The sequence below is a fragment of the Rhodopseudomonas sp. BR0C11 genome (assembly GCF_010820945.1).
Lineage (GTDB): Bacteria > Pseudomonadota > Alphaproteobacteria > Rhizobiales > Xanthobacteraceae > Rhodopseudomonas > Rhodopseudomonas palustris_H.
On sequence record NZ_QTKI01000020.1, the window covers coordinates 1 to 24,719 of the forward strand.

Consider the following 24,719-nt stretch of genomic DNA (forward strand, 5'->3'; position numbering starts at 1 on the left):
CTTTGGTGGGGGTGCGGGAGGAGCGGGAGGCTTTGCGGCGGCTATGGGCTTTGCCGGTTTTAGTGCCGGATTTGCCGCCTTCGAGACTCTGCTTCAGCGCGTCCATCAGGCTGACGACGTTGCTCTCCTTCTCCTCGGGTTCGGGGAGCTTGATCGACTTGCCGGAGGCCTTGCGCTTGACCAGCGCCTTCAGGGCAGTCTCGTACTCGTCTTTGAATTTCTTCGGATCGAAATGCGCCGCCTTCGTCTCGAGGATGTGGCCGGCGAGTTCGATCATGTCCTTGGAGATTTTCGGCGACTTGATGCCGTCGAAATACTCGTCCGCATCGCGCAGCTCGTAAGGGTAGCGCAGCGTGGTCGCCAGCAGCCCCTTGCCGAACGGCTCGATCGCCAGCACATGCTCGCGGTTGGTGAGCACGATGCGGCCGAGCGCGACGCGGCCTTTGTCCTTCATCGCGTCGCGGATCACCGCGAAGGCGTCGACGCCGGCCTTGCCGTCCGGCACGATGTAATACGGATGATTGAGGAAGCGCTGGTCGATTTCATCGGCCGGCACGAAGCTGTCGATGTCGATGGTGTGGGTGCTCTCGATCTGCACCGCTTCGAGTTCGTCCTTTTCGATCTCGATGTACTTACCCTTGCGCACCTCGTAGCCGCGGGCCTTCTGATCCTTCTCGACCACCTCGCCGGTGTCTTCGTCGATCATCTGCTGCTTCAGCCGATTGCCGGTTTCCGCATTGATCATGTGGAAGCGGGTCTTCTCGACGCTGGTCGTGGCCGGATACAGCGCCACCGGGCAGGTGACGAGGGACAGCTTCAGCGTGCCCTTCCAGTAGGCGCGAGGCATGGGAATTCTCCGAGGGCTCGAGCAGTCGCGACCGGGCGGTCACGTCGATGCTATCATGGGTGGAACTTGAACGGGCATCCCGGGTTTTGGTTCCGACCAAGCCAAGCCTGTCGGCGGTAAGTAAGGAGCGACGGTGGCCAGCAACAAGCTCAGCATCTACCGCAAGAAACGCGATTTCGAGCAGACCGCGGAGCCGCGCGGCGACGCCAAGGTGGCACCATCGAAACAGCGACGGTTCGTAATCCAAAAGCACGATGCCACCCGTCTGCACTACGACCTGCGCTTGGAATATGGCGGCGTCTTCAAGTCATGGGCGGTGACCAAGGGACCGTCGCTCGATCCGCACGACAAGCGCCTCGCGGTCGAGGTCGAGGATCATCCGCTCGACTACGGCGACTTCGAAGGCACGATCCCGAAGGGCCAGTATGGCGGCGGCACGGTGCAGCTCTGGGACCGCGGCTATTGGGAGTGCGACAATCCCGAGCGCGGCTTCAAGACCGGCGACCTGAAGTTCATCCTGCACGGTGAGAAGCTGCACGGCAGCTGGGTGCTGGTGCGGATGCGGCACGACCGCAATGGCGGCAAGCGCACCAATTGGCTGCTGATCAAGCACCGCGACGACGACGCCCGCGAGGGCGACGCCAACACCGTGCTCGACGACGACCGCTCGGTCGCCTCGGGACGCACCATGGAGACGATCGCGGCGGGCAAGGGCAAGGCGCCGAAGCCGTTCATGCTGCGCAAGGCGGCCGCGAAGGTGACGGCGGATGCGGTGTGGGATTCCAACACCGGGCTCGCGGCCGATCAGCGGGCGGAGACGGGCGCTACGAAGAAGGCGACGAAAGCCAAGCCGAAGACGCCAGCCAAAGCGAAACCTGCGAAGTCCGCGAAACCCGCGGCGCGGAGTAAGTCAGCTGTTCGTGGCACGCGCGCGGCCATGCCGGATTTCGTGCCGCCGCAGCTCTGCACCTCGGTGGAACGGCCGCCCGGCGGCGAAGGCTGGGGCCACGAGATCAAGTTCGACGGCTACCGGATGCAGCTCCGCATCGAGCAGGGGCAAGCCAAGCTGCTGACACGCAAGGGCCTCGACTGGACTGGCAAATTCAGCGCGATCGCGGAAGAAGCGGCGTCGCTGCCGGACGCGATCATCGACACCGAGGTGGTGGCGCTGGATTCGCACGGCCAGCCGGATTTCGCCGCGCTGCAGGCGGCGCTCTCCGACGGAGATACCGACAACCTGATCTGCTTTGCATTCGATCTGCTGTATGCGGAGGGCGAGGATCTGCGCCGACTGCCGCTGTCCGAGCGCAAGCAGCGGCTCGCCGCTTTGCTGAAGGCCGCACGTGGCCGTCGCAAGGAAGGCCTGATCCGCTACGTCGAGCATTTCGAAACCGGCGGTGACGCCATTCTGCAGTCGGCCTGCAAGCTGTCGCTCGAAGGCATCGTGTCGAAGAAGCTCGATGCGCCGTATCGCTCCGGCCGCAGCGGTGCCTGGACCAAGGCGAAGTGCCGCGCCGGCCACGAGGTGGTGATCGGCGGCTGGAAGACCACGAACGGCAAATTTCGTTCGCTGCTGGTCGGCGTTCACCGCGGCGATGACCTCGCCTATGTGGGCATCGTCGGCACCGGGTTCGGCCAGGACGTCGTCAAGCGCATCCTGCCGGAGCTGAAGGCGCATGAAGCCGATCGCAATCCGTTCAGCGGCGCCAATGCGCCGAAGAAGGCGCGCGACGTCCACTGGGTGACTCCGGAGCTGGTCGCCGAGATCGAATTCGCCGGCTTCACCGGCGGCGGCATGGTGCGTCAGGCGGCCTTCAAGGGGCTGCGCGCCGACAAGCCGGCTGCGGAGGTCGAAGCCGAGGAGCCGCAGCAGGTCGAGCTGGCCGAACCAAAGCCGAAGCGCCGGGCCGCCAAGACGGCGAAGCCGCGAAAGGCTGCGGGCAAGCGCGCCGCGCCCCGCCGCGCCGACGCTGCCCGGTCCGAGGTGATGGGCGTGGTGATCTCCAAGCCCGACAAGGAGCTGTGGCCAGCGAGCGAGATCAGCGGCGCCGTCACCAAGCGCGATCTGGCCGATTACTTCGCCGAAGTGGGCGACTGGCTGATCCCGCACATCAAGGGGCGGCCGTGTTCGATCGTGCGCGCGCCCGACGGCATCGGCGGCGAGCTGTTCTTTCAGCGGCACGCCATGCCGGGAATGTCGAACCTGATCGAACTGGCCAAGGTTTCCGGCGATCGCAAACCGTATGTGCAGATCGACCGCCTCGAGGGCCTGATCGCCGTGGCGCAGATCGGCGGCGTCGAGTTGCATCCATGGAACTGCGCGCCGAACCGCTACGACGTGCCGGGACGGCTGGTATTCGATCTCGATCCGGCGCCCGAGGTTGGGTTCGACGAGGTGATCGTGGCCGCCAAGGAAATGAAGCAGCGGCTCGAAGCGCTGGGGCTCGCGACGTTCTGCAAGACCACCGGCGGCAAGGGCTTGCACGTCGTGGTGCCGCTGAAGCCGGACGACAGTGTCGACTGGAAGGCGGCCAAGACGTTTGCCCAGACGGTGTGCGCGCAGATGGCTGAGGATAGTCCCGAGCAGTATCTGCTCAACATGTCTAAGCAGAAGCGCACGGGAAAGATTTTCCTCGATTATCTGCGCAACGACCGAATGTCGACGGCGGTCGCGGTACTCTCGCCGCGAGCCCGCAGCGGCGCAACCGCGTCGATGCCGGTGACGTGGTCGCAGGTGAAGGCCGGTCTCGACCCCAAGCGTTACACCATCGAGACGGTGCCCGCGTTGATGAAGCGGTCCAAGGCGTGGACCGACTACGACGAGGCGGCAGCCCCGCTGAAGCCGGCGATCAAGGCGCTGACATCGGGCGCATCATGAGCCCGGCGTGACGCTGCTCCGCGTCGCTGATCTGCGCCGCATACGTGGATGCCCGGGACGATCCCGGGCATGACAGCGTCGATCGGCAGATCGAAGATAGGATGTGTCAGATCTTGCCGAGCAGCAGCAGGATCAGCAGGATCACGATCACCAGACCGAGGCCGCCGCCGCCGTAATATCCGGTGCCGTAGAACGGTCCGCCGCCGACGCCGGTAAAGCCGCCCAGCAAGGCGATGATCAGAATGATGAGGATGATTGTGCCGATGGACATTTCCGCTCTCCTTATCGCGGCGGGTCGCCCGAGTGCTCCGCCTGCTGGGAGTGAGAACACGGCGTAACAACGAAGGTTCCGAAGCGGAAACTTGAGATGTGGCGCGCGGCCCTGTTGTTTTCGCAATGCTCACTTAGATTAGGGAGTAATCAACCCATGCAGTGACGAGGACGCCCCAATGTCAGCTCCGCTTGTCGTATCGATCCCTCATCGCCTCGGCCGCGACGAAGCGCGCCGCCGGCTGCAGACCGGCCTCAGCCGCGCAGCGATCAACGTGCCGATCCTGAAGGTGGATGAGGAGACCTGGCGCGGCGACCAGATGCTGTTCCGCGTCCGTGCGCTGGGCCAGGTCGCTGCCGGCCATGTCGACGTTGCCGAAGATCACGTCCGGCTCGAAGTGCGCCTGCCGTGGCTGCTGCAGAAATTCGCCGATGCGGCGCGCGTCGTGATCCAGAAGCGCGGACACTTGATGCTCGAGAAGAAGTAACAAATTGCGTGCGTTGCACCAAATTATGGCGTTGCAGCAAGTAGTTATCGGTATATTGTATTAAGTTGTAAGTAACCGAATCTTGGAATGCTGAGCGTGCGGGTGAGGGAACCGATTTCCTGATCGGCACAAACCCCGTCAGGCCGTCCGGCTCCAGCTCCCGGGCGGCCTCGGTGTTTGTGGGAGGGCGCGATCGTTCGCGACCTCCGATTGCCGGACTCTCGCACAGTCTCTCCCCCGAGTCATTCCGGGGCGCGCGCAGCGCGAACCCGGAATCTCGCAGCGAGCAGAGCTTGTGGGAGTCGGTGCTCGCGGCAGATTCCGGGTTCACGCGCTTCGCGCGTGCCCCGGAATGACGACGCAGCATTGGTGGGACTGCTCTTATGACACGCGGCCTGCTCAGCCGCGCCGGATGCGCTTGGTGCCTGTCAGACGCGCGCGGTGCACGGCGACGGGGAGGTGGCGGAACAGGTCGCGGAGCTGCAGCTCGCCCGACGCGTTTTCGCCATCGCCGGTTTCGATTGCATAGCCTTTGGCATCGATCGCACCATCATACGCATCGGCGGTCGGCCATTGCCGGCCATCATCGGACAACGCAGCGAGGCCCTTCGCCACGACGACGATCACCGCTTCGCTGCCGCGGGTGCGGGCGAATGCGACGATGCGGTCGCGGTGTGCGCCTTTCACGGCAAGCGGCCTGTAGTCGCCGTCAGCGAACAGCTCGGCGTGGTCGCGCCGTAGCCGCAGTAACTGATGCGTCCAGGCCAGCTTGACGCGGCCGTCGCTCCAATTCGCGGTCAGGGTTTCCCAGTCGGGCTGGTCGTGCAGTGACTCCAGCGCCGCAGAACGCGCGTCGAAATCCACCGGACGGCGGTTGTCGGGATCGACCAGCGAGAAATCCCAGAACTCGGTGCCCTGATAGAAATCCGGCACGCCGGGCATCATCGCCTTCAGCGTTACCTGACCGAGCCCGTTGAGCGCGCCGAGCAGCGACAGCCGGCGGTGCAAGGTCTCGACCGACTCCAGGAACGCACCCGACAGTGCCGGATCGAGGATGCGGTCGATGAAGGTGCGCACGCCTTCTTCGTAAGCGAGGTTCGGATTGAGCCAGTTGGTTTCCTGCTTGCCCTCGCGAGCGGCCTTCAGCGCGAAGCCCTGGAAGCGGTCGGCGAAATCCGGATCGGGCGTCAGCGGCCAGGCGCCGAGCAGCGCCTGATACAGCATGTATTCGAACGCGGGCGAAGGGGCGCGCATCTCGCCGTCGACGACGAGGTGCGGCGCATTGAGCAGCTTCCACTTGCCGACGGCGCTGGCCCATTCGCCGGGGATTTCGGCGAGCGACAACAGCCGCGCGCGCGCGTCTTCGCCGCGCTTGGCGTCGTGCGTCATCGTTGCCGTCATGCCGTGCGGCCAATCCTGGGCGCGGCTCTGCATCGCGGCGTGGAATGCGGCGGTCGGCATCTCCGGCGCGGCCGGATCGCCGCCGACCTCGTTCAGCGCCAGCAGTCGGTGATAGCGATAGAACGCGGTGTCCTCGAGCGACTTCGCCATCGTCGGCCCGGTGAACTGCTGCACCTTGAGGGCGAAGCGGCGCACCCGCGGCTTGGAGTGTGGCGCGCGGCCCGGCTTCACCAGGTCCATCGTCAGCACGTCTTTGAGGAATTCGAAGATGCCGTCGTCGGCGCCGAACCAGTCGGCCCGCGCCTTGGCGATGGTGTCTTCGATCAGCCGGCGGTCGAGCTGGGTCGGGCTGTTGCCGGTCAGATAGGTGCGATACACCGGGAAGTGCAGCACGTAGAGCTCGAACGCTTGCCGCAGATTGTCGGCGGAGAAATCGCGGGTCGAGTAGTGCCCCGACGCGATCCGCGCCAGCAGCCGGGTGAGCACGGTGAACTCGCTCAGCAGCAACGTCTCCAGCACGCGGCGCTTGGCGGCCTTGAGCACCGGATCGAACGCCGGCGACAGATTGCTGGCCTGCCGCCAGGTCTCGTCGAGCGGCTTCAGGCCATTGCCGTCGAGCAGCACGCGGGTGATGACGTTGAGCCATTCATAGCCGGTGGTGCCGTGGACGCCGGCGAACCGATGCAGCGCCTCGCCTTCGCCGAGGATCTTCTCGATCACCGTGTAAAGCGGTGGGGCATTTGCGCCTTGCGCCTCGCGGGCCAGCCGACGCAGCCGCTGGAAGTACTGCGCAGGGTCGCGCAGGCCGTCGATGTGATCGAGACGCAGGCCCTGCAGCTGGCCGTCGGCCAGCAGCTTCTTCACCCGGCTGTGGATCGCCTCGAAGGTGCCGGCGTCCTCGACCCGCAAGCCGGCGAGGGTGTTGACGTCGAAGAACCGCCGATAGTTGATCTCGCTCGACGCCAGTTGCCAATGACCGAGCTTGTAGTGCTGGCGCTCCAGAAGGTTGTGCAGCGTCTGGATCTGCTGGGTGCGGCCTTCGCCGGCGCGGTAGGCCTCGAGCCCGCGCGCGATCACGTCCGCAGCGCCCGAGATCGTCTGCAGCGCCGCCTTGAATTCGGGCGCTTCCTTGCGAGTCGGACGGCGCAATCCGGTGTAGCGCGCCGCAAGCTCGAGGATCGCGCGTCCGGCGTCGGTCTCGGCGGCATCCGCCTCGCGCACGATGGTGCGCAGGATCTCGCTGTAGCGCTGCGGCGCGATCGGCAGCCGGTGTTCGTAGTACCAGGCCGAGAAGCTGCCGTCGGCAGGGTCGTAGCGCAGCTCGATCTCGCCGCCTTCCAGCGCTTTGCCGTAGGACGAGCCGATGATCGGCAGCAGCACGCCGCCGCGGGCGCGGAACGGCAGCATCTCCCAATCGATATCGAACGACGCCGCCTGCGGCGAGGCCGGGCCCCATTCCAGCACCTCCAGCCACCACGGGTTGTCGGCGTAGTGCACGCCGACATGGTTGGGCACGAAGTCGAGGATCAGGCCGATGTCGTGCTGCTTCAGCGCGGCGCTGAGCCGGGCGAAGCCTTCTTCGCCGCCGAGCTCGGGATTGAGCTGGGTGTGATCGACGATGTCGTAGCCGTGGGTCGATCCCTTGCGCGCCTTCATGAACGGCGACGCATAGAGATGCGAAATCCCGAGGCGCTTCAGATAGGGGACGATTGCGGCGGCGTGGTCGAAACCGAAATCGGCGGTGAGTTGCAGACGATAGGTGGCAGTCGGAATGACAGGAGGCATTTAGGATTGCTCGAGGCGCCAGGTCACCGCCCACGGCGGAATGATCCGGTTCCAATCGTCGCCCCACAGAATCGTTCCAACGCCTGGGCCAGCGGCGCCGGCCTCGTGCTCGCGGTCCGTCAAATTCGCCGCGAGCCGCAACGTCGATCCATCGCCGAGCCGCCACGTTGCGGTCAGCATTCCATCATCGGCAACCGCCGCTGTGCCGAACCGTGCGCCGGCGAGCCGCGGTACGATCATGTTGCGGCGAAGCTGCAGCAGCCGCGACATCAGAGCCAGCCGCTGCGCGCCGGCGCCGCCGTCGCGCTCGCGCCAATCGAGCACGGCGCTTTTGAACGTGTCCTCGCTCAGCGGATCGGGGACGTCATCGCCGTACTTCTCGTAGGCGCCGGCGAATTCCTTGCGGCGCCCGGCACGGACCGCTTCGGCGAGTTCGCCGTGGAAGTCGCAGAAGAACGGAAACGGCGCCTGCGAGCCCCATTCCTCGCCCATGAACAGCATTGGCACCATCGGTGCCAGCAGCGTAATCGCCAATGCTGCTTCGATCGCCGCGGGCTTGGCGAGGCTCTCCAGCCGATCGCCGAGCGCGCGATTGCCGATCTGGTCGTGGTTCTGCAGGAAGTTGACGAAGGCGAGCGGTGGCAGTTCGCCGCTCGGCTCGCCGCGCGGCGTGCCGCAGCGATGCGCCGAGGGCTCGCCCTGATAAGCAAAGCCGGAGCCGAGCGCGCGGCTCAGATGACCGAGCGGTGCATCGGCATAATCGGAATAGTAGCCCTGGCGCTCACCGCTCAGCGCGACGTGCCAGGCGTGATGATAATCGTCGTTCCACTGCGCCCGATACTGCCCGCGCGGCGGATCGGTGACCGGATCGAGCACCGCGGCGATATTGTCGTCGTTCTCCAGCACCAGATGGATGTGCCGGCCGGTCTCGGCCGCAAGCTTACCAGCCTCGCGGGACAATTCGTGCAGCATCGGGATCTCGCCCTGATCCGGGATCGCATGCACGGCGTCGAGCCGCAGCCCGTCGAACCGATAGTCGCGCAGCCAGTGCAGCGCGTTCTCGATCGCGAATGCGCGGACTTCGGCCACGTAGTAATTGATCGCGTTACCCCAGGGCGTGTGCGAATCCGAGAAGAACCCCGGAGCATAGCCGCCGAGGTAATTCCCCTCCGGTCCGAAATGGTTGTAGACGACGTCGAGAAACACCATCAGGCCGCGCAGATGCGCTTCGTCGATCAGCGCTTTCAGATCCTCGGGGCGTCCGTAGGCGCTGTCCGGCGCGTACCACAGCACGCCGTCATAGCCCCAATTGCGCCGGCCCGGGAAATCCGCCAGCGGCATCAATTCCAGCGCGGTGATTCCGGTCGCCACCAGATGATCGAGCTTGTCGATCATGGCGCGGAAGCTGCCCTCTGGCGTGAAGGTGCCGACGTGGGTCTCCAGCAGCACGGTCTCGGCCCACGGCCGCCCGCGCCAATCGGCGGCGCGCCAGGCGTAGGCGCCGTGGTCGATCACTTCGCTGGGACCGGCGATATCCTCGGGCTGAAACAGCGAGCCGGGATCAGAAACCTCGAGATCGCCGTCGAGCCGGAAGCGATAGCGCGCGCCCGCGCCGATTCCGGCAATCTCGGTTTTGTGCCAGCCCTTGTCGTCGCGCTGCATCGGATGCGGCGCGCCGTCCAGCATCACTTCCACTTTTTTCGCGTTGGGCGCCCACAGCCGGAATTCGGCGCCGTTCGCAGTAAGACGCGGACCGAAGCTGCGTCCGGTCATGCGATCGTCCCGGCAAAGGCCAGCACCGAGCGGGGCGGCGCCGCGCTCGCACTGCCGCACTTCAGCGGCGCGACCTGCACGGTGTCCTTGGTGGTGTCGAACAGCTGGTGCCAGACCGGATAGTCGCTGGTCTTCGGCAGGTGGAAATCGATCGCCTCGACGCCGGAATTCAGCACGATGAAAATCGCATCGCCGCCGGGTTCGCTCGGGCTCAGCATGTAGGCGAGGAAGCGGCCGTCGGGAAACGCCCAGTCCTGCTCGGTCATCTCGGCGGCCGATGGCGTCAGCCACAACACGCCGTAGGAGCCGTCGGCGCGGCGACCGTCGAGCCAGCGCCGCGAGCGCAGCTGCGGGAAGCGGCGGCGGATGTCGGTCATCAGCCCGACGAACTCCACCATGTCGTCTTCGGTGTTGGCGCCGTCCCAGCCGACCCAGCCGATTTCGTTGTCCTGGCAATAGGCGTTGTTGTTGCCGGACTGCGAATTGCCGACTTCGTCACCGGCGAGCAGCAGCGGCGCGCCCTGTGCCAGGAACAGACAGGCAAGCTGGTTCTTGCGGAGCTGGCGGCGCATTCCGAGAATCTTCGGATCGTCGGTCGGACCTTCGACACCGCAGTTGTTGCTGTGATTGTCGTTGGAGCCGTCGCGATTGTCTTCGCCGTTGGCGATGTTGTGCTTGTGCTCGTAGCTGAACAGGTCGGCGAGCGTAAAGCCGTCGTGCACCGTGACGTGGTTGATACTGGCGCGCGGCATCCGGCCATCGTGATTGAACATGTCGGACGAGCCGGTCATCCGCCGCGAGACTTCGCCGATCAGGCTGCCTTCGCCGCTCCAGTAGCGCCGCATCACGCTGCGATAGCGGTCGTTCCACTCCGACCATTGCGACGGAAACGCGCCGACCTGATAGCCGCCCATGCCGAGATCCCACGGCTCGGCGACCAGCTTGACGCCTGCCAGGATCGGGTCCTGCCGGATCGCGGTGAAGAAGCCGGAGTTGCGATCGAAGCCGTTCGGGCCGCGCGCCAGCGTCGTGGCGAGATCAAACCGGAAGCCGTCGACGTGGCAGACTTCGACCCAGTAGCGCAGGCTGTCCATCACCATCTGCAGCACCCGCGGATGGGTCAGGTTCATCGAATTGCCGCAGCCGGTGAAGTCGTCGTAGTAGCGCGGATTGTCGGGCTTCAGCCAGTAGTACGAGGCGTTGTCGATGCCGCGAAACGACAGCGTCGGGCCGAGATGATTGCCCTCGGCGGTGTGGTTGTAGACGACGTCGAGCAGCACCTCGATCCCGGCATCATGCAGCCGCGCCACGGTGGTGCGGAACGAGTCCAGCGGATTGTCCTTGTCCGGCGCGTAGCGGACCTCGGGCGCGAAGAACGAGATCGTGTTGTAGCCCCAGTAATTCACCAGCTTCTTCTCGACCAGGATGCGGTCATCGACAAAGCCGTGAACTGGCAAAAGTTCAATTGTGGTGACGCCCAGCCGCTTGAAATGCGCGATCATCGACGGGCAGGCGAGTCCGCCGAATGTGCCGCGCAGCCCGGGCGGCACATCTTCGCGCTGCTGGGTGAGGCCTTTGACGTGAGCCTCATACACGATGGTGTCTTCCCAGCGCACGCCGGGCCGGGTCTCGCGCCGGCCGCTGCCGACGGTCTCGTCGACCACCACCGCCTTCGGCATGCCGCGCGCGTTGTCGCGGCGGTCGAACGACAGGTCCTCGCGGGGCGAACCGGTGCGATAGGCGAAGTGCGCCTCGCTCCACACCAGCCGGCCGTTCAGCCGCTTGGCGTAAGGGTCGAGCAGCAGCTTATGAGCATTGAAGCGGTGGCCGCGATCGGGATCGTAGGGACCATGCACCCGATAGCCGTAGAGCTGGCCGGGCGAGACGTCGTTGAGGTAGCCGTGCCAGACGTCCTCGGTGCGTTCCGGCAATTCGATCCGTTCCAACTCGCGGCGGCCCTGGGCATCGAACAGGCAGAGCTCGACCTTGTGGGCGTTGGCGGAGAACAGCGCGAAGTTTGTGCCGCGCCCGTCCCAGGTCGCTCCGAGACGGGAGTCGGTTCCGGCGGTGAGGCGCATAGCGAGTGTCCCGATCACGAAGTTCGCATAGCCTGCGACTGTCTTTGTTAGCGAACTTCGAAATCGAAGAACACTAGTAAATCTGCCATTCTGACGTGGCTTTGTGCAAAACGATGCCCGATCGCGCGGGCATCGCCAAACCGTCACACTTGCGCGTGCGGGATTTCACGAGACGGATACTCGCCGATCGTTGCCGGACCGCGCGCGAGCTTGGCGCTGCGCGCGGCACAGGCGTCAATCCTCCGGCGTCAGGAAAATCGCGGCCAGCGGCGGGATCGTCAGGCTGAGCTCCGGCACCAGACCTTCGAGGGTGCGGACCTCGCCGCCATTGCCGACATTGGTGCCGCCGTAGCCGGCCGCATCCGAATTGAACACCTCGCGCCAGCGACCGGGGAACGGCACGCGCACGCGATAGTCCTGGTAGACGTTGGGCGAGAAGTTGACGATCACCAGGCAGCGCGAGCGGGTATCGTTGCCCTTGCGCATCCAAGCGAACACGTTGCGATTGGCGTCTTCGGTAATCAGCCATTCGAAGCCGAACGGATCGCAGTCGAGCTGATGCAGCGCCGGCAGCGACCGGTACAGCTGGTTGAGGTCGCGCAGCAGCGCCTGGATGCCGGCATATTTCGGGTATTCGAGCAGGTGCCAGTCGAGCGAGCGATCGTGGCTCCATTCGCGCTCCTGACCGAACTCGCTGCCCATGAACAGCAGCTTCTTGCCGGGATGACCGAACATGAAGGCGTAATACGCGCGCAAGTTTGCAAAGCGCTGCCACTCGTCGCCCGGCATCCGGCCGAGGATCGAGCGTTTGCCGTGCACCACCTCGTCGTGCGACAGCGGCAGAATGAAATTCTCCGAGAAGGCGTAATGCAAGCCGAACAGGATCTGGCCGTGGTGATATTTGCGGTGGATCGGATCCTTGCTGATGTAGTTCAGCGTGTCGTGCATCCACCCCATGTTCCACTTGTAGCCGAAGCCGAGCCCGCCGAATTCGACCGGGCGTGACACTTGCGGCCAGGCGGTGGACTCTTCCGCAGCGGTGGTGGCGTGCGGGAAATTGGCGAACACCTGGCTGTTGAAGCGGCGAATGAAATCGATCGCCTCGATGTTCTCGCGGCCACCGAATTTGTTCGGAATCCAGCCGCCGGCGGGGCGGCTGTAATCGAGATACAGCATCGACGCCACGGCATCGACGCGGAGGCCGTCGATGCCGTAACGCTCCAGCCAGAACAGCGCGTTGGCGGTGAGGAAATTGACGACTTCGGTGCGGCCGTAATTGTAGATCAGCGTGCCCCAATCGAGATGCCGCCCCTGCATCGGGTTGGCGTGCTCGTACAGCGCGGTGCCGTCGAAATTGCCGAGGCCGTGCGGATCGTCCGGGAAATGGCCCGGCACCCAGTCGAGGATCACGCCGATGCCGGCGGCATGGCAGGCGTCGACCAGCGCGCAGAAATCTTCCGGCGAGCCGAACCGCGAGGTGGGAGCGTAGAGACCGGTGGGCTGATAGCCCCACGAGCCATCGAACGGATGTTCGCTCACCGGGAGGAATTCGACGTGGGTGAATCCCATGTCGCGAACGTAGGTCGGCAATTGCTCGGCGAGCTCGCGGTAGGTCAGCCACTGGTCGCCGTCCTTGCGGCGCCACGAGCCGAGATGCACCTCGTAGATCGACATTGGCGCCGACAGTGCGTTGATGTTCTCCGGGGCCGGCCGCGGCTTCGGCAGCTGGGTGGCATCAACCACGATCGAAGCGGTCTTCGGCCGCATCTCGGCGGCGAAGGCGAGGGGATCGGACTTCTGCGGCAGCTGCTCGCCATGCGGGCCAGCGAGGTCGAATTTGTAGTGATCGCCGGCACGGGCGCCGGGGATGAACAGCTCCCAATAGCCGTTGCCGCGCACCCGCATCTGGTGGCGGAGCGGATTCCAGTAGTTGAAATCGCCGACCACACTGACGCGGCGCGCATTCGGCGCCAGCACCACGAAGCCGACGCCAGCGACGCCTTCCAGCTCCATCGGATGCGCGCCGAGCTTGTCGTACAGCCGCTGGTCGGTGCCCTCACCGAGCAGGTAAAGATCGAAGTCGGTCAGGATCGGTGGGAAACGATAAGGGTCCTGCAGCTCGATCGTCGCGTCGCCGAACCGGGCGCGCAACGTGTAGCGCGGCGAACCGCCGGGCAGCTTGCCGGTAAACAGTCCGGCCGGATGCACCTGCTCGAGCGGGGCGGCTTCGCCGTTGTCGCTGACAACGTCCACCGCCGCCGCATCGGGCAACAGCACGCGCACCACGGTGCCGCCATCCTCCGGGTGTGCGCCGAGATAGCGAAACGGGTCGGCGTGACGGCCTTCGAGAACTGCGTCGGCTTCGTCGCTCAGTTGCACGGTCATGGAAGCTCCTCGGGAGGCGGCGACAGGATGCGCAGGAGGCCGGCAAGCGGCACGCGCACCCAGTCGGGACGATGTGCGATCTCGTAGTCGATCTCGTACAGCGCCTTTTCAATCAGGAAGAAGTCGAGAACGCGGTCCGCGGCTGCGGTATCCGCCGGCCACACCGGGCTGTCGCCCATGGTTCGGCGATAGCCATCGAGGAATGCCGCGGTGGCGCGAATCCGCCATAGATCCAGGGCCTCGGTGAGCCGGCCGGACTCTTCGGATGCGGCCTTCAGCGCGCGATCGAGCGCAGCGGTGGTCGAATAGTCGATCGAGCGCACCAGGCCGGCGATGTCGCGCGCGGCCGGCGCCTTGGCGCGGCGCTCGGCCATGGTCCGGCGCGGTTCGCCTTCGAAGTCGATGATGTAGATGTCGTCCTTGACGATCAGCATCTGACCCAGATGGAAGTCACCGTGATGGCGGATGTTGAGCCCGCCATCGTCGCCAAGCAAGCCATGGATGCGCGACATCAGCGTTTCGCGCGCTGCCAGCAGTTCATCGACCAGCGGCCGATCGGTATCTTTCAGCGTGTCCCGGCGCCGGCGGAGTTCATCGAGCACGCGCTCAGCGGACGCCGCCACGGTCTCGGCCCAGCCGCGCGAGGCTTCGGCGTTGATCGGCTCCGGTGCGAAGTCGGCCACTTCCGGATGGCTGGCGAGCGCGATGTGCATCTCCGCCACCCGCTGGCCGGTCCGCTCCATGAAGTGCAGATACGGCGTGAGCTGATCGCCCTCGGCCTTTTCTTCGCTTCTGACCAGCACCCGCTGCTCGTCGATGTAGCGATCGAGATAGGCGGAGGTGACGGTCCAACCGTCGCCCTGATTGCGGGCGAACTCGTGCACCACCGCCACCGCGCTGGTCTTGTCGCCTTCGATCAGCTCGACGCTGCCGAGCAGGGCGGGAGTGTTGGTGTAGCCGGCGACTTCGGTGAGGAAGCGCCCCATCTCCAGCTCCGGATTGATGCCGGTCTGCAGGCGCCGATACAGCTTGACCACGTAGTCACCGTCGACCAGCGCGGTCGAATTCGACTGCTCGGTCTCCACGGCACGGATGTTCTGGAACGGCCCGGCCGGCCGCTCCGCCAGCTTGGAGCCGGGCCGGAATTCCAGCCGGTCGCCGTTGTCGCCGGTCACGGTGAGGGAGGCGCGGACGTTCTCCAGCAGGAGAGCGATGAACGACGGATCGGCCGCGACATCGAGCAGAGTGCCCTCGCGGGCGCCCTGACGGACCGCGGCATAGGCCCGCGGATTGTAGCGCTCGCGGTCGAACCGCACCCAGTCGATCTGCATCGGCAGCAGATAGCGCGAAGTGGTGCCGCGCTGCGTCGCCTCGAAGAAGGCGAGCCACGGCCGGTTGTCGCCGTCATTGGCGAACGGGATCGCCGAAGTGAGCCGCGGATGGATTGCGCGCGGATTGCGCTCCGGGAACCAGCGGGTGCGGGACAGGAATGTCGGCAGCACCTCGTGCTCGAACATCGAGCGGGTGCGGCCGAGCGTCATCCAGGTCGAGCCGAGCGGCACCACCAGGGTCACGAATTCCGGCACGGCCGACACCGGCGCGACATGCGGCGCGGTGCCGGGCTCCTGGAGCTTGAACCAATAGAAGCCGAACGGCGCCAGCGTGATCATGTAGGGTAGTTCGCCGATCGGCGGGAATTTGGTGCGGCCGAGCATTTCTTGCGGCACGCGCTCCTTCCACGGCGACAGATCGAGCTCGGTCGCCTGCGCGGCGCGCGACAGGTTGGCGACGCAGAGAATGACCTCGTCCTCGTATTGCCGGACATAGGCCAGCACCGCGCGGTTGCTCGGGCGGATGAACGTCATGCTGCCGCGGCCGAAGGCCAGCGTCGACTTGCGCACCGCGATCAGCCGTTTCATCGCGCTGAGCAGGGACGACAGGCTGCGCTGCTGCGCTTCGACGTTGACCGAGGCGTAGCCGTACACCGGGTCCATGATCGGCGGCGCATACAGCCGCGCCGGATCGGCGCGCGAGAAGCCGCCGTTGCGGTCGGGCGACCACTGCATCGGGGTACGGACGCCGTTGCGATCGCCGAGATAGATGTTGTCGCCCATCCCGATCTCGTCGCCGTAATAGATGATCGGCGTGCCGGGGAACGACAGCAGCAGCGAGTTCATCAGCTCGATCTTGCGACGGTCATTGTCCATCAGCGGCGCAAGGCGGCGGCGGATGCCGACGTTGATCCGTGCCCTCGGATCGGCCGCATAGGTCTTCCAGAGATAGTCGCGCTCCACGTCGGTGACCATTTCGAGCGTCAGCTCGTCGTGGTTGCGCAGGAACATCGCCCACTGGCAGTTCGCCGGAATCTCCGGCGTCTGCCGCATGATGTCGGTGATCGGAAAGCGGTCTTCCTGCGCGATCGCCATGTAGATCCGCGGCATCAGCGGGAAGTGGTAGGCCATGTGGCATTCGTCGCTGTCGCCTAAATACTGCTGGACGTCCTCCGGCCACTGGTTGGCCTCGGCGAGCAGCAGCTTGCCCTTGGCATAGGCGTCGAGTTCGGCGCGCAGCTGCTTGATGACCGCGTGGGTCTCGGGAAGATTCTCGTTGTTGGTGCCGTCACGCTCGCAGAGATAAGGGATCGCGTCGAGCCGGAAGCCATCGACGCCGGTGTCGAGCCAGCGCTTCATCACCTTGACGACGGCGCCGACCACGCGCGGATTGTCGAAGTTGAGATCCGGCTGGTGTGAGAAGAAGCGGTGCCAATAATACTGGCCCGCTTCCGGATCCCAGGTCCAGTTCGACTTCTCGGTGTCGGTGAAGATGATCCGGGTGCCGAGATATTTCTGGTCGGTGTCGCTCCAGACGTACCAGTCGCGCGCGCTGGAGTTCTTCGGGCTGCGCCGGGCCCGCTTGAACCAGGCGTGCTGATCCGAGGTGTGATTGATGACCAGCTCGGTGATGACGCGCAGATTGCGCTTCTTGGCTTCGACGATGAAGCGGCGGAAGTCCTTCATGGTGCCGAAGTCGGGATTGATCGAGCCGTAGTCGGCGATGTCGTAGCCGTCGTCGCGCTGCGGCGACGGATAGAACGGCAGCAGCCACAGCGTGTTGACGCCGAGCTCCTGCAGATAATCGAGCTTTTCGGTGAGGCCGGCGAAGTCGCCGATGCCGTCATTGTTGCTGTCGGCGAACGCCTTGACGTGCAACTGATAGATGATGGCGTCTTTGTACCAAAGCTCGTCGGAGGTTTCCGCGTCAGTTCCGTCGATCGTCGTGATCGGTGTCATTTCATTCATGGCTTCCGCACTCACGCCAGGCAACGGAACAGCAGCGCCGGGTCCCGATGAGGATCCATCCGCAGGTTGATCCCGCCCCAATCGAGCGCGTGGCGTTCTCCCGTCAGCAGGTTCTCGACCGCAACGACAGGCCGGCGCTCGCCGGCGACCTCGATCTGAACGTCGCCGAGCGGCAGCCAGAATTCATGGTAGTCGCTGCTGAGCGCGATCGCGACCGCGACCGCATTGGTGCCGTCGACGGACGTCTTGACGAAGCCGGTCACATTCGGGTCCTGCACGTCGAGGAAGCGGAGATTGCTGGTCTGCTGCAGCGCCGGATTGGCGCTGCGGATGCGGTTGATGTCGCGAATGTAGGGCTTGATGTTGCCCGGCTTGTCCCAGTCGCGCACCTTGATCTCGTATTTCTCGGAATCGAGATACTCCTCCTTGCCGGGGATCGGTTCGTGCTCGAGCAGTTCGAAGCCGTTGTAGATGCCATAGGTGGATGACAACGTTGCGGCGAGAACGAGGCGCGACTTGAACATCCACGGCTCGCCACCCTGCAGATGGAAGGGCAGGATGTCCGGCGTGTTGGTGAAGAAGTTCGGCCGATAGAAGTCACGCTCCGGATAGTCGGTGAGTTCGCGCAAATATTGCTCGATCTCCCACTTCTGGGTGCGCCAGGTGAAGTAAGTGTAGGACTGGGTGAAGCCGAGCTTGGCCAGTCCCTTCATCAGTTTCGGCCGCGTGAACGCTTCGGCCAGGAAAATGACGTCGGGGTGACGAAGCTGCACCTCGCGGATCAACCATTCCCAAAACCGCAGCGGCTTGGTGTGGGGATTGTCGACCCGGAAGATCTTCACGCCATGACCGGCCCAGAACAGGATCACGTCGCGCAGCGCGTTCCACAGCGAGCCGGCGTCTTCGCAGGAGAAATCCGGGTTGACGATGTCCTCGTATTTCTTCGGCGGATTCTCGGCGTATTTCATCGAGCCGTCGGGCCGGCGCTTGAACCAGTCCGGATGCTGCTTCAGCCACGGATGATCCGGCGAACACTGCACGGCGATGTCGAGGGCGACCTCGATGCCGACCACCTCGCAGGCGTCGACGAAGGCGCGGAAGTCCGCCAGCGTGCCGAGCTCCGGATGCACCGCATCGTGTCCACCTTCCTCGGCGCCGATCGCATACGGGCTGCCGGGATCACCGGGCTCGGCCTTCAGCGCGTTGTTGCGGCCCTTGCGGTTGGTGTGGCCGATCGGATGGATCGGGGTGAAGTACACCACGTCGAAGCCCATCGCGGCGACGTCGGGCAGCCGCGCGATGCAATCGCGGAAGGTGCCATGGCGGCCAGGCTCGGTGCTCTGGCTGCGCGGCACCATCTCGTACCACGCGCCGTAGCGGGCGCGCGGCCGGTCGATCATCAGCGGCAGCGGTTCGGTGCGGGTGAGGTCGTGCCGCGCCTGGCTGGTCGCCATGGCGTCGCGCAGGTCCGGCGACAGCAGCGGCGTGATATCGCCGGTCCGTAGATATTCCTCGCAGCGCTGCTGGATCAGCCGCAGCACCTCAGGATCGTCGGTCTGCGCTTTGGTGAGTAGGCCCGCGCCTTCCAGGGCGTCGAGCGACAGATCCTGGCCGGCCTTCAGCTTGAGTTCGGCACCATGTCGCCAGGTCGCAAACTCGTCGGTCCAGGCTTCGATCGCATAAACGTGACGGCCGAGTTGCTGCGGCGTGAATGTCGCCGACCAGCGGTCGTTGACCGCGTGCACCATCGGCACCCGCTGCCATGTGCTGTCCTGCTCACGCCGCCAGAGCAACGCCGCGGCAATGACTTCGTGGCCGTCGCGGTAGATGTCGGCCCACACCTCGATCGGCTCGCCGACAATGCGTTTCACCGGGAATCGTCCGCCGTCGATCAGCGGATAGATGTCTTCGATGTGAAAGGCGCCGCGAGTGGCGGCGGTTTGAAGCGCTTGTGTCGACTTGTTCACAATAGCCCACGATCGATTGAGTAAGGTGATGCCCACGATCTAGGACGCACGTCCCATAGTGAACCGGGCGGTTCTCGATTACAAAGCTTCCAGGACGCGCTGGTTCCAATGGAACTCACCCTACGCAATCGCGTTCGATATGACTATCCTGTCGGCGGACAGGCGGATTCGCGGCGCACCCCGCGCGGCGTGTAGACAGCGTGCCTTATGGATTTATTCACCAAAGCTGCCGAGCTGGGCATCCAGACCGAGTTTTACGACGGTCAGGGCCGCCGCCACGTCACGCCGCCAGAAGCCCTGGGGCTGATCATCGACGCGATCCCTGAGGCGGCGGAGCGGCGATTGCTGGATCGGATCGTGGTGATCCGGCAGGGCGAGCCAAACCGTTCCGAGCTGGGGCCAGGCGCTGCCCTCCCGGTGCGCTGGGTGATCACGGCCGAGACGGCGACGCTGGCCGAAGGCACCGCCGAAGATCGATCCATCGCATGGCCGCAAGATCTGCCGAGCGGTAGCTATCGGGTGCGGCTGACGGACGCATCCGGCCACGCCGAAGAGGTGCCGCTTTTGGTCGCGCCGCCGCATGCGTTTGGCGGCGCCTTCGATCGCTCCTGGCTGGTCGCCGTGCAGCTCTACAGCCTGCGATCGGCACGCAACTGGGGCATCGGCGACTTCACCGATCTGGCGAACCTGATCGAACTCGCCGCCAGCCTCGGCGCCGGCGGCATCGGCCTCAATCCGCTGCATGCGCTGTTCGACGACCGGCCCGGCGATTGCAGCCCGTATTCGCCGAACAGCCGGCTGTTTCTCAATCCGCTGTATGTCGACGTTGAAGGCCTGCCGGAGTTTTCCGGAAACGATCGGCCGGTCGATGCTCAGACGCTGGCGTCGCTGCGCGATGGCGAACTAATCGACTACGCCGCAGTGGCGGCGGTGAAGTGGCGCGGCCTGCGCGCCGCCTACGAGACGTTCCGCACCTCGGCGTCGGCCGCCCGGCGCGACGCGTTCGAGGCGTTTCGCCGCGAGCGCGCGCCGCTGCTGACGCGGTTCGCGTGCTTCGAAGTGCTGCGGCACAAATTCGGTCACCCGTGGTGGGAATGGCCGGAGGAGTGGCGACAGCCGGATGATACGCGCTGCGCGCAGTTGCGCGCCGGGCCAGACGGCCCAGAGGTCGAGTTCTTCGAATTCGCGCAGTGGTGCGCCGACGATCAGTTGCGCGGCTGCCGCGATCTCGCGGCCGCCCGCGGCATGAACGTCGGTCTTTATCTCGATGTCGCGGTCGGTGTGCAGAGCGACGGATTCGACGCCTGGAACGAACCGGCCGCGATCTCGCGGCTGCTGTCGGTCGGCGCGCCGCCCGATCCGCTCAACACCGCCGGCCAGAATTGGGGGCTTGCCGGGTTCAACGCGCCGGGGCTGGAGCTGACCGGCTTCGCGCCGTTCCGCGACATGCTGCGCGCCTCGATGCGCTACGCCGGCGCAATCCGGCTCGATCACGTGCTCGGGCTGAACCGGTTGTATCTCGTCCCGCATGGCTTTGCCGCCAATCAGGGCGTCTATGTGCGGATGCCGCTCGAGGCCCTGCTGGCGGTCACCGCGCAGGAAAGCGTTGCGCATCGCTGCGTGGTGATCGGCGAAGATCTCGGCACGGTGCCGGACGGCTTCCGCGACCGGCTGGCCGCCTGGGGGATCTGGTCGTATCGCGTGATGATGTTCGAGCGCGACTTCCACCAGGGCTGGTTCTTCGGGCTCGATCACTATCTGCCGAACGCATTGGTCACCTTCAACACCCACGACCTCGCAACCTATTCGGGGTGGCGCACCTCGACCGATCTACATCTGAAGCGTTCGATCGGGGTCGATCCGGGCGAGAGCGACGACAGCCGCCGGCACGCGCTGGCGATGCTCGGCGATGTGCTCCGCAATCAGGGGATCGAGCACGACGATATCTACGCGGTGCTGACGTTCCTGGCGCGCACGCCGTCGCGCCTATTGGCGATCGCGCTGGAAGATCTGCTCGGCGTGCTCGACCAGCCGAACGTGCCGGGCACGGTGTCGGAACATCCGAACTGGCGGCGGCGGCTGCCGAAGGCGATCGAGGACATCTCCGCCGTGATCAACCGCCAAGCGCTGCTCGCGCCGACCGCCGACCGCCGCACCGCGGGGTGACGTTTTGCCGAATCCGATCGAAGACTACGCGCTGATCGGCGACTGCGAGACCGCGGCGCTGGTCGGCCGCGACGGCTCGATCGATTGGCTGTGCTGGCCGTCGTTCGATTCCGAAGCCTGTTTCGCCGCGCTGCTCGGAACCGAGAATAACGGTCGTTGGCGGATCGCGCCTGAGGGGGAGATGGTGCGCTGCAGCCGGCGCTATCGCGGCGACAGCCTGATCCTGGAAACCACGTTCGAAACCGCGACCGGCTGCATCACGCTGATCGACTTCATGCCGCCGCGCGGCTCGGCGTCCGACATCGTTCGGCTGGTGCGTGGCGATCGCGGCCGGGTCAAAGTGGCGATGCAGCTAGTGATCCGGTTCGGCTACGGCGCGGCGATCCCGTGGGTGCGGCGCGGCGACGACGGCGCGGTGCTGGCGGTCGGCGGTCCCGACATGCTGGTGCTGCGGACGCCGGTGGCGACGCACGGCAAGGACATGACCACGGTCGCCGAGTTCGACGTCGGCGAGGGCGATCAGATCCCGTTCGTGATGACTTACGGGCCGTCGCATCTGCCGGTGCCGGACACGATCGATTCGATCGCGGCGCTGAAGGACACCGAGGATTTTTGGGCCGAATGGTCCGGGCGCTGCACCTATCAGGGCGATCATCGCGATCTGGTGATGCGGTCGCTGATCACCCTGAAGGCTCTGACCTTCGCGCCGTCGGGTGGCATCGTTGCGGCGCCGACCACATCGCTACCTGAGCAGCTCGGCGGCTCGCGTAACTGGGACTACCGGTTCTGCTGGCTGCGCGACGCGACCTTCACGCTGTTCGCGCTGATGAACAACGGCTACACCGAAGAGGCCGCGGCCTGGCACGACTGGCTGCTGCGCGCGGTGGCGGGCGACCCGGCCGGCATGCAGATCATGTACGGCATCTACGGCGAACGCCGGCTGCTGGAATGGCAGGCGGATTGGCTGGCCGGTTACCAGGGCGCACAGCCGGTGCGGATCGGCAACGCCGCGCACGCGCAGCTGCAGCTCGACGTCTATGGCGAACTGATCGACGCCTTCCACCAGTGGCGCAACGCCGACCTCGCGCTCGACGGCGAGTCCTGGGCGCTGGAATGCAAGGTGCTGCAGCATCTCGCCAAGATCTGGGATCAGCCCGACAGCGGCATCTGGGAGCTGCGCGGACCGCGCCAGCACTACGTCTCCTCCAAGGTGATGACCTGGGTGGCGTTCGATCGCGGCATCAAGAGCGCGGAAAAGTTCGGCCTCAAGGCGCCGGTCGCCGAGTGGCGCGCCTTGCGCGAGAGGATTCACGCCGACGTCTGTGCCAACGGCTTCGATACCGAGCAGAACGCGTTCGTCGAGCATTACGGCGCCAAGGTGCTCGATGCTTCGGTGCTGCTGATCCCGGCGGTCGGCTTCCTGCCGCCGGATGATCCAAGGGTGCTGGGCACGCTCGAGGCGATCGAACGCCATCTGATGAGCGACGGCTACGTGATGCGTCACGATTCGCGCGCCAGCAAGGACCCGAGCGTGCCGGTAGAGGGCGCGTTCCTCGCCTGCAGCCTGTGGCTCGCCGACGCCTATGTGCTGGCCGGCCAGATCGATCGGGCGAAGGCGCTGTTCGATCGTGTCGCCGGCATCGCCAACGATCTCGGCCTGCTCGCCGAGGAATACGACACGGTCGAAAAGCGTCAGACCGGCAACTTTCCGCAGGCGCTGACCCACATCGCGCTGATCAACACCGCCAACAACTTATCTGCCGCCAAGGCCGCCACCGAGAAGCCGGCGGTGCAGCGCTCGAAGCAGAATTAGTCGCCGAGACGCGAATTGCGCTCCAGGATGAAGTCGATCGCGGCGGCGAAGCCGTCGTCGTCGTTGCGGCCGGTGACGTGCGCGGCCTGCTGCTTGATCTCGTCGGCAGCGTTGCCCATGGCGATCGACAGACCGCTGACGCCGAACATCGGCAGGTCGTTCTGCATGTCGCCAAGCGTGGCGATGGCGTCTGTCGGGATGCCGAGCCGCTCCGCCATCGCGGCGACGAACGTTCCCTTGCTGCGCCCGGGCGGGGTGACGTCGAGATAGTAATCCTGCGATCGCACCGCCAGCGCGCGGTCGCCGAGCGCAGCCTGCAGCTCCGGCTCGCAGCGCTTGAGAAGCGCGAAGTCGGCGCTGACGCCGACGATCTTGCAGGCCTTGCCGGCGAACGACGTCAGGTCCGCCTCCATTGTCGGCGAAAACCGAATGGTGCGCTCTTCATGCGCGACGTATTTGCCGTCGTCGCGGCGGATGTACCAATTGTCGTTGGTGAACAGCCAGATGTCGATGCCGCTGCTCTCGAACAGCTCGATGCTGGTCGTCACCGCGCTGTCCGGAATCAGATGTTGCTCGAGCACGTCGAGCGTCGGCGTGACGATCGAGCTGCCGTTGAACGGGCCGAGCGGCAGCGTGATGCCGAGCGGATCGCTGTACATCCGCATCCCGACCGGCGGCCGGCTCGAGGTGAGGGTGAAGCCGACGCCGCTGGCTTCCAACCGCGCCACCGCATCACGGGCACGATCGGTGAGCCGCTTGTCGGTGGTGACCAGAGTGCCATCGACGTCGGAGATTACGAGCTGGATGCGGGTCATGGATCGAACCTCAAAGTGGAGTCTTCGTCATTGCGAGGAGCGAAGCGACGAAGCAATCCAGAATCGTGCACGGAGCTTCTGGATTGCTTCGCTTCGCTCGCAATGACGGTGAGCATCGAATTATTCGCGGATCGACGTTGGAAGCTGACCGACGATGTCATCGACGATTGCTTCAACGGGCGCGTCGATCGAGGCGATGATGGGGCGCTCGTCCGGGCCGGGGCGCTCCAGCGTGGCGAATTGGCTGTCGAGCAGGCCGGCCGGCATGAAGTGGTTCTTCCGCGCCGCCATCCGGGCGCCGATCAGCTCGCGGCCGCCGTCGAGAAACACGATCCGAATGTCGTCGCGGCCGTGCACCAGCACGTCGCGATACGCCCTTTTCAGGGCCGAGCAGCCGAACACGATGGAGCTACCGTCCGCGATGACGCGGTCGATCTCGGCAGCGATCGCCTTGAGCCACGGCCAGCGATCGTCATCGCTGAGCGGCTGGCCGGCGCTCATCTTGGCGACGTTGCTTGCAGGGTGATAGGCGTCGGCGTCTTCGTAGCGCCAGCCGAGGCGCTGGGCGAGGGCTTCGCCCACCGTGCTCTTGCCGGAGCCGGAAACGCCCATCACGATCAGCGCGCGCGGCTGCGGCTTGGAAGTCATCGGCTCAGGCGACACCGGCATTCTCCGGCAGCGCATCCTGAGTCACCAGCCACACCGTCTCGCCGTGCGAGTGGGCGCGCGCGGACGGCAGATCCTCGCCGGCGAA

General features: G+C 65.4%; 14 protein-coding genes. 4 read left to right on the top strand and 10 right to left on the bottom strand.

Features of this window, described 5'->3' with window-relative positions:
- Nucleotides 1–847: non-homologous end joining protein Ku (gene ku / locus DYI24_RS03445; RefSeq protein ID WP_164571256.1), on the bottom strand; the 847-nt coding region annotated here is incomplete at its 3' end.
- 133 nt (nt 848–980) lie between these two features.
- Between ku and ligD the strand changes: the two genes are divergently transcribed.
- Nucleotides 981–3,725, top strand: coding sequence for a DNA ligase D (ligD, locus tag DYI24_RS03450; protein ID WP_164571257.1), 2,745 nt, complete (start codon nt 981–983; stop codon nt 3,723–3,725).
- 106 nt (nt 3,726–3,831) lie between these two features.
- Here ligD and DYI24_RS03455 read toward each other — a convergent pair whose 3' ends face one another.
- Complete coding sequence (locus tag DYI24_RS03455; RefSeq protein ID WP_013501467.1) at nt 3,832–3,996, bottom strand: DUF3309 family protein; 165 nt, start codon at nt 3,994–3,996, stop codon at nt 3,832–3,834.
- A gap of 178 nt (nt 3,997–4,174) precedes the next feature.
- Here DYI24_RS03455 and DYI24_RS03460 point away from each other — a divergent pair, with 178 nt between their 5' ends.
- On the top strand, nt 4,175–4,483 hold the full coding sequence (locus DYI24_RS03460; RefSeq protein ID WP_164571258.1) for a polyhydroxyalkanoic acid system family protein: 309 nt from the start codon (nt 4,175–4,177) through the stop codon (nt 4,481–4,483).
- A gap of 399 nt (nt 4,484–4,882) precedes the next feature.
- Here DYI24_RS03460 and treY read toward each other — a convergent pair whose 3' ends face one another.
- From treY to DYI24_RS03490, 6 genes are all read right to left on the bottom strand, one after another.
- Nucleotides 4,883–7,669, bottom strand: coding sequence for a malto-oligosyltrehalose synthase (gene treY / locus DYI24_RS03465; protein ID WP_164571259.1), 2,787 nt, complete (start codon nt 7,667–7,669; stop codon nt 4,883–4,885).
- On the bottom strand, nt 7,670–9,442 hold the full coding sequence (gene treZ / locus DYI24_RS03470) for a malto-oligosyltrehalose trehalohydrolase (protein ID WP_164571260.1): 1,773 nt from the start codon (nt 9,440–9,442) through the stop codon (nt 7,670–7,672). It lies immediately after the preceding gene.
- Nucleotides 9,439–11,520, bottom strand: coding sequence for a glycogen debranching protein GlgX (gene glgX, locus DYI24_RS03475; RefSeq protein ID WP_164571261.1), 2,082 nt, complete (start codon nt 11,518–11,520; stop codon nt 9,439–9,441). The genes treZ and glgX overlap by 4 nt, the downstream gene beginning before the upstream one ends.
- A 234-nt stretch (nt 11,521–11,754) precedes the next feature.
- The gene (gene glgB / locus DYI24_RS03480) at nt 11,755–13,905 is read right to left on the bottom strand and encodes a 1,4-alpha-glucan branching protein GlgB (protein ID WP_164571262.1); all 2,151 of its coding nucleotides are present in this window, start codon (nt 13,903–13,905) and stop codon (nt 11,755–11,757) included.
- Nucleotides 13,902–17,204, bottom strand: coding sequence for a maltose alpha-D-glucosyltransferase (treS, locus tag DYI24_RS03485; protein ID WP_164571263.1), 3,303 nt, complete (start codon nt 17,202–17,204; stop codon nt 13,902–13,904). The genes glgB and treS overlap by 4 nt, the downstream gene beginning before the upstream one ends.
- Nucleotides 17,205–17,215: 11 nt before the next feature.
- Nucleotides 17,216–19,171, bottom strand: coding sequence for an alpha-1,4-glucan--maltose-1-phosphate maltosyltransferase (locus tag DYI24_RS03490; RefSeq protein ID WP_164571264.1), 1,956 nt, complete (start codon nt 19,169–19,171; stop codon nt 17,216–17,218).
- Between the two features lie 207 nt (nt 19,172–19,378).
- On the opposite strand from DYI24_RS03490, the gene malQ reads away from it, so the two are divergent.
- Complete coding sequence (gene malQ / locus DYI24_RS03495; protein WP_164571265.1) at nt 19,379–21,337, top strand: 4-alpha-glucanotransferase; 1,959 nt, start codon at nt 19,379–19,381, stop codon at nt 21,335–21,337.
- Between the two features lie 4 nt (nt 21,338–21,341).
- A complete protein-coding gene (locus DYI24_RS03500) occupies nt 21,342–23,150 on the top strand; it encodes a glycoside hydrolase family 15 protein (RefSeq protein ID WP_164571266.1) in 1,809 nt (602 codons plus the stop codon).
- Here DYI24_RS03500 and DYI24_RS03505 read toward each other — a convergent pair.
- Nucleotides 23,147–23,965 carry a Cof-type HAD-IIB family hydrolase gene (locus tag DYI24_RS03505; protein WP_164571267.1) on the bottom strand — a complete coding sequence of 273 codons (819 nt, stop codon included), beginning with the start codon at nt 23,963–23,965 and terminating at the stop codon, nt 23,147–23,149. The genes DYI24_RS03500 and DYI24_RS03505 overlap by 4 nt on opposite strands.
- A 120-nt stretch (nt 23,966–24,085) precedes the next feature.
- Nucleotides 24,086–24,634: a gluconokinase gene (locus tag DYI24_RS03510; RefSeq protein WP_164571268.1), complete on the bottom strand. Its 549-nt coding sequence runs from the start codon at nt 24,632–24,634 to the stop codon at nt 24,086–24,088.
- Nucleotides 24,635–24,719 lie beyond the last annotated feature (85 nt).